The organism is Emticicia sp., from assembly GCF_049241225.1.
Lineage (GTDB): Bacteria > Bacteroidota > Bacteroidia > Cytophagales > Spirosomataceae > Emticicia.
This window is the reverse complement of the sequence record NZ_JBMLRC010000346.1, coordinates 17017-22503: the sequence shown is the minus strand read 5'-3', so window position 1 is coordinate 22503 and position 5487 is coordinate 17017. Positions and strand designations below refer to the sequence as shown.

Annotated in this window: 9 protein-coding genes; 4 read left to right on the top strand and 5 right to left on the bottom strand. The window is 38.5% G+C overall.

The genetic code is table 11. The annotated features are described in order from the left end of the window. Positions 1-333 (top strand): amino acid--tRNA ligase-related protein (locus ACOVO2_RS18735; protein WP_421771441.1); only part of this gene is annotated, 333 nt, incomplete at its 5' end. A gap of 178 nt (positions 334-511) precedes the next feature. Further along, a complete protein-coding gene (locus tag ACOVO2_RS18730) occupies positions 512-895 on the top strand; it encodes a hypothetical protein (protein ID WP_421771440.1) in 384 nt (127 codons plus the stop codon). 121 nt (positions 896-1016) lie between these two features. Here the strand turns inward: ACOVO2_RS18730 and ACOVO2_RS18725 are convergent, their stop codons facing one another. The 4 genes from ACOVO2_RS18725 to ACOVO2_RS18710 all read right to left on the bottom strand — a co-directional run bounded on the left by ACOVO2_RS18725 (position 1017) and on the right by ACOVO2_RS18710 (position 4400). Then, complete coding sequence (locus ACOVO2_RS18725; RefSeq protein WP_421771439.1) at positions 1017-2036, bottom strand: MlaD family protein; 1020 nt, start codon at positions 2034-2036, stop codon at positions 1017-1019. Between the two features lie 12 nt (positions 2037-2048). Next, entirely contained in the window at positions 2049-2795 is a 747-nt protein-coding gene (locus ACOVO2_RS18720) for an ABC transporter ATP-binding protein (protein WP_421771438.1), read from the bottom strand. Positions 2796-2903: 108 nt separating this feature from the next. Beyond that, on the bottom strand, positions 2904-3683 hold the full coding sequence (locus ACOVO2_RS18715; RefSeq protein WP_421771437.1) for an MlaE family ABC transporter permease: 780 nt from the start codon (positions 3681-3683) through the stop codon (positions 2904-2906). A gap of 99 nt (positions 3684-3782) precedes the next feature. Then, the gene (locus tag ACOVO2_RS18710; protein ID WP_421771436.1) at positions 3783-4400 is read right to left on the bottom strand and encodes a YiiX/YebB-like N1pC/P60 family cysteine hydrolase; all 618 of its coding nucleotides are present in this window, start codon (positions 4398-4400) and stop codon (positions 3783-3785) included. An 88-nt stretch (positions 4401-4488) separates the two neighbouring features. On the opposite strand from ACOVO2_RS18710, the gene ACOVO2_RS18705 reads away from it, so the two are divergent. Then, the gene (locus ACOVO2_RS18705) at positions 4489-4815 is read left to right on the top strand and encodes a HesB/IscA family protein (protein WP_188768829.1); all 327 of its coding nucleotides are present in this window, start codon (positions 4489-4491) and stop codon (positions 4813-4815) included. Between the two features lie 94 nt (positions 4816-4909). Then, positions 4910-5110: a PspC domain-containing protein gene (locus tag ACOVO2_RS18700; protein ID WP_421771435.1), complete on the top strand. Its 201-nt coding sequence runs from the start codon at positions 4910-4912 to the stop codon at positions 5108-5110. A 105-nt stretch (positions 5111-5215) separates the two neighbouring features. On the opposite strand, the gene ACOVO2_RS18695 is transcribed toward ACOVO2_RS18700, so the two are convergent. Continuing rightward, a complete protein-coding gene (locus tag ACOVO2_RS18695; RefSeq protein WP_421771434.1) occupies positions 5216-5398 on the bottom strand; it encodes a hypothetical protein in 183 nt (60 codons plus the stop codon). Between the last annotated feature and the right edge of the window lie 89 nt (positions 5399-5487).

Sequence of the window (5487 nt, the reverse complement as noted above, 5' to 3'; positions counted from 1 at the left end):
ATGGTTATCAACGGAACCGAAGTTGGTGGTGGTTCGGTGCGTATTTTCCAAAGACCTTTACAACAAAAAATGTTTGAGGTTCTAGGATTTACCGACGAAGAAGCCAAAAAACAATTCGGTTTCTTGATGGATGCCTTTGAATTTGGAGCTCCACCGCACGCAGGTATCGCTTTCGGTTTCGACCGTCTGTGTTCAATCTTTGGTGGTGCTGATTCGATTCGTGACTTTATCGCATTCCCGAAAAACAATTCAGGACGTGATATGATGATTGACTCGCCATCAACAATCGACGCCAAACAAATGGACGAATTGAAGATTAAAACGACAGTTTAACACCAATCATATTTATTCTGGAAGAGACAACTTGCTTCGGTGAGTTGTCTCTTTTGTTTTAAAAGGTAAATGATACTTTCGGCTACTGATTTTAAGCACAGTGAAGGGTGAGAATTATCATATTTGGAGTCAGAAAAAACGCTGACTTTTGAGGAAACAAAAACACAATAATTCAACTATGGATAATCAAAAGTATATCACCGACTTACACCAAGACCACCAAGAATGGGACAAAAAATTGGCATTTTATGAAGATGAATTGAAGATTATGACCAATCGTTTGTCGGAGGTAAGTGCCAAAAATACCGACACTGACATCAAAATTAAAGTAGAGCAATTTCAGAATCGTTTCGTGATTCAAAAAAATGAAATAGACCACCTCAAACACTTCATAAACATAGCAGAAGACCAAATAGTAGCTAACATTAAAGAAAATCCTGTGGCATATACCCACCGAAAGTTGGAAGATGATGTCGAGCTGCGAGATAAAGTGCAGATTTTTGAACCAATTTTTGCATCGCTCAAAGAGGATTTTACACAATTTGCAGCAGAAAATCTATAACAACCCAAACACAAAAGCCCTACCTTTCGGTGGGGCTTCTTGTTTATAAGAACGCTGATTGGCCTAATCTTAAAGTCCTTTCCCTTCAAAAAGAAGAGTTTGGGATGAGGTCTTTAGCTTATTATTCCTTTTTCGTTTCCTGCTCTTTTGCTTGTTTCTTGAAATATCTTCTGAAAAAGATATTATGCTTCAAAGCCTCCATATTTTGGTCGAGTTTGGCACTGCTGCTTTCTAAATTACTGATAGTTTCTTTGATGTCTTTGGCAGTTTTTTCATCGTGCAATAAAACTCCAACGGGCGATGTCGTGTTGCTCGTCATTTTATTGATAGTCTTTGATGTTTGCTCCAAGTTATCGGCCATCTGTTTGGCTGCCAACGATGTTTGTTTGAGATTGTCGGCAGTTGTTTGTAGGGTCGATATTGTATTTTTTATGGATGGGTAAATCTCCTTATCGGTTGCAATCGAATTAACAAAATTTCCCTCGGCATTGAGTTTATTGGTGAGCGTGGCTAAACCCGATGCTCCTTGTTTCAAATCACGAGTGGCGGCTTCAACCGTTGCCAAAGATTTTGTCAGATTGGCATACATGGTTTCGTCTTTCATCAATTTGCCAATCGAACCCTGCCCAGCACGAATACCAGCTACTAAACTTTTCAAATCTTCGGTAATCGACAAAATATTTTTATTATTTGCCTGCAAGGTCTTCATCATTTCTTGCGTCGATTCTTCTTTTTCTATTCTAAATTTATGACCAGTTTCAATCATTGGTGCTGTCGGAGAGCCGCCCGAAATCAAGATAATTGGGTTTCCGATAAGCCCGTCGGAGCTTACTCTTACCATGGCATCTTGCTTGATAAACTTCTGAGACTCGGCCTCAATACTAAACTCAACTTGTACTTTCGAATCAGGTGTGAAAGTGATTTGTCGGACAGTACCGACCTTCACACCCGCAAACCACACGTTATTGCCTTTTGTGAGTCCGTTTACGCTCTGAAAGGTGGCCGAAGCATCAATTCTGGAAATAAAACTTTTCCGCATGGTGCCGAGAGTGAGGATTCCCGCCGCTAAAATAAGGATGCCAATCAATATAAAAAGCCCGACTTTTGCTGAAATTCTTTGTGAAGATTGTGGGTTAGACATATATTTTCTTTTTTAATTTTCGATAAAATTATAATCATAAAAACTCTTGATTCGGGGGTCTTTATCTTTAAAAACCTCCTCGAAAGTACCTTGAAATTTGAAGCTGCCATCAAACAAAACCGCTACTCGGTCGCCAACTTCTTTGGCACAGGTGAGGTCGTGGGTAATGATGATTGAACTCGTATGATATTTTTCTTTTACTTCATTGATTAGCTCGTTGATTTCGTTACAAGTTATTGGGTCGAGGCCAGCCGTTGGCTCATCATAAAGCATAATCTCGGGATTCATAATTAGCGTGCGAGCAATACCGATACGTTTTTTCTGACCACCCGAAAGCTCCGATGGCATTTGGTGAATGGCTTGCAGCAAACCCACCGATTCGAGAACATCATGCACGGCTTTGTCAATCTCTTTTCGGCTCATGTTTTTGATATTTCTGACCAACGGAAACTCTAAATTTTCTTGTACGGTCATGCTATCATACAAAGCACTATTCTGAAACGAAAAACCAATTTTTAATCGGAGAGCATTGAGTTCTTTTTTGCTAATATTTATCAGACTTTGGTTCAGAACTTTTACGTTTCCTTTATCGGCCGTGAGCAAACCCGCAATGATTTTTATCAAAACCGATTTTCCTGTGCCAGACCTCCCCAAAACTACCAAGTTTTCGCCCTGATAAACATCAATATTGGCATCGACCAAAATATCTCTATCTCCAAACGATTTATATAAATGCTCTATTTCGATAACTTTATTCATGAGTGGTTTACTGGTGTATTGGTTATTGGTAGAATGCTTATTAAACATTGCGAAACCAAAATTGCTTTTTTTTCTGCTATTGACTGCCAACTGTGGGCCATCGACTAACTATCTAAACCAATTGGTTACTTGAACGATGAAAACTTCTTCGATGAAAATCAAAAACATCGACATTACGACTGAGGCATTGGCGGCTTTACCTACGCCCAGTGTGCCATTGCTGGCATTGTAGCCTTTATAACACCCAACAATACCAATCGTAAAGCCATAAGCAACGGCTTTGATGATGGCCGTCCAGAGGTCGAGAAAAATGATATTATTGAAGGCTTGCTCAACAAATGCCGAAAAATTAGTTTCTTCGTTGGTCGTAACGTTCAGAAAAACACCTGCCAATGCCATCAAAGCACAATAGAAAGACAGTAGGGGAATCGTAACGGTTGAAGCTAAAACTCTCGTCACGACCAAAAATCTGACTGGATTTACGGCCGAAACCTCCATGGCATCAATTTGCTCGGTTACTTTCATCGAGCCTAATTCGGCACCAATACTCGACCCAACTTTTCCTGCACAAATCAATGATGTAACCAGCGGAGCTAAAGCACGAATGACTGCAATTGTAACCAATGAGGGAAGCCAAGAGGTTGCCCCGAAAGTTTCGAGCGAAGGGCGAGATTGTTTGGTGAAAACGAAGCCTGTGACGAATCCAGTCAGTGATATGAGCAACAACGAACTATTGCCGATACGATAACACTGATTGATGAATTCTTTAAATTCAAAATCTCGACTAAAGGCTTCTTTAAAAAACAAAATGATGAAGTCTGCTCCATCTTTGAAGCTGACTAGCCAGTTGTCGATTTTTGGGGAAATAAAGTTTTGCCGTGAACTCATGATAGGGTTGTGGACTGTAAAATTTTATAAAATAATACTAAAAAAACGTGCCAGCCCTCGAAGAATATACGTAAACCAAGAAAGAAGCGATAAAAATTCTTAAATAATCATGTCTTTGAGTATAATTTCCTTATTACTCCAAATTGCTGAGGGCGAAATAAAATCACCTCTTTCGTACTTCAAATAGATGCCTGCGTGTTTGAAGGCTTCTCTTACGTATTCCGAACAAGTGTATTTGTCGTCGTGGAAAATCTTCTTTTTTCCGACAACTGTTCGCCATAAGATTCGATAGTATTCTTTTTTGTCGTATTGCTTTGAAAGATTATCAAGTGCAAATTCTTTGATAGAGAGTATCTGTTCGGTTGATAAATGCTCGTATCTTGCCCAAACAACTCGGCCATCATACGGTTTTTTGTGGCCATCATAGTTTTTCACCAGAAACGAGAGTGGAATCATTCTTACGCCAACCTCCAATATGCTTTCTACCAAAAATAAACGATTTATCTCTTCGATTTTTATCACAATTCCTACGTGGCTCCATGCACCTTTTGAGCGAATCCTGATGAGGTTTGAAAGCCAATGATTGCCCGAAAAGAAAATCAAATCGCCAGTTTGAAAACTATCCCGATTGACTTCATAGTTTTTGAGGTTTTCACGAAATCCTTTTTGCGGAAACATCTCATCTAAGATTTTTCGGTTAGGTAATGAAATCGCCATGAAACTTTTGAAGCTTGGTTTTCGTTTATTAATTGCGAAGCAAATATAGTGGTCTTCAAGCCAAATCACTCATTCATAGATTAAAATTATGGTAACAGTAACAGAAATAGCAAAAAATAAAATCATAGAGCTAAAAGCCAAAGAGGGAATCACCGAAAATCACGGTATCAGAGTGGCTGTTGAAGGTGGAGGTTGTTCGGGTTTGATGTATGATTTGCAATTTGATGGCGAACAACGCCCAACCGACCATGTTTTTGAAGATAACGGTATCAAAGTTTTTGTTGATAAAAAGAGCCTTTTGTATCTAATCGGTACAGAACTTGATTTTTCTGATGGTCTTAACGGAAAAGGCTTTCAGTTTAAAAATCCAAATGCAACTCGTACTTGTGGTTGTGGCGAAAGCTTCTCGGTGTAAAATAACCGCTTGAAAAGTTTTTAACGATATTTATACAAAAACCATCTGTTTTGAAGCAGATGGTTTTTATTTTTGATACATAAACAATCTGAAAATGGAAAAGAAACTTAGACGAACAGTAGGTAGTGAAAAAATGTTTTTCGGTGTTTGCGGTGGTGTTGCAAAATATTTCGGAATCGATGCTACTTTAGTAAGAATGCTGTGGGCAATTTTTACGATTTTTGGAATCGGAACCCCAATCCTGATTTACATCATTATGGTGTTTATTATGCCAAAAGAAAACCAACTACAATAAAAAAGGCACACTCGTTTCGGAATGTGCCTTCGAATATGAAATAGTTGTAGATGCAATGTCATAGTTAACCACTATTGACCATTGACCGTGGACTATTTTTGTATCTCAGTGATGTTCGTGATTTGCTGGGTTATTATTGTAGCCGTTTGCAAAAATACCAATCATTACGAATAGACCCACTACAAAAGTGAAAGTATCGCCAAGGAAGAATAATACTGAAACGATTACTAAAAAGATAATCAACATGAGCCAGTCTGGAAGGCGTTGAGAACTTGAATGATTTGCCATGATATATTTAATTGGTTTTTTAATTCTGCATGCAATTTATTAAATAAGCTGCAAAATATAAAATATTACTTCACTTTCTGATAATGATA

Bases quoted from the DNA above. Each gene is read 5' to 3' on its own strand.
- ACOVO2_RS18695 (WP_421771434.1), bottom strand. From the start codon at position 5,398: ATGGCAAATCATTCAAGTTCTCAACGCCTTCCAGACTGGCTCATGTTG.
- ACOVO2_RS18715 (WP_421771437.1), bottom strand. From the start codon at position 3,683: ATGAGTTCACGGCAAAACTTTATTTCCCCAAAAATCGACAACTGGCTA.
- ACOVO2_RS18710 (WP_421771436.1), bottom strand. From the start codon at position 4,400: ATGGCGATTTCATTACCTAACCGAAAAATCTTAGATGAGATGTTTCCG.
- ACOVO2_RS18730 (WP_421771440.1), top strand. From the start codon at position 512: ATGGATAATCAAAAGTATATCACCGACTTACACCAAGACCACCAAGAA.
- ACOVO2_RS18725 (WP_421771439.1), bottom strand. From the start codon at position 2,036: ATGTCTAACCCACAATCTTCACAAAGAATTTCAGCAAAAGTCGGGCTT.
- ACOVO2_RS18700 (WP_421771435.1), top strand. From the start codon at position 4,910: ATGGAAAAGAAACTTAGACGAACAGTAGGTAGTGAAAAAATGTTTTTC.
- ACOVO2_RS18705 (WP_188768829.1), top strand. From the start codon at position 4,489: ATGGTAACAGTAACAGAAATAGCAAAAAATAAAATCATAGAGCTAAAA.
- ACOVO2_RS18720 (WP_421771438.1), bottom strand. From the start codon at position 2,795: ATGAATAAAGTTATCGAAATAGAGCATTTATATAAATCGTTTGGAGAT.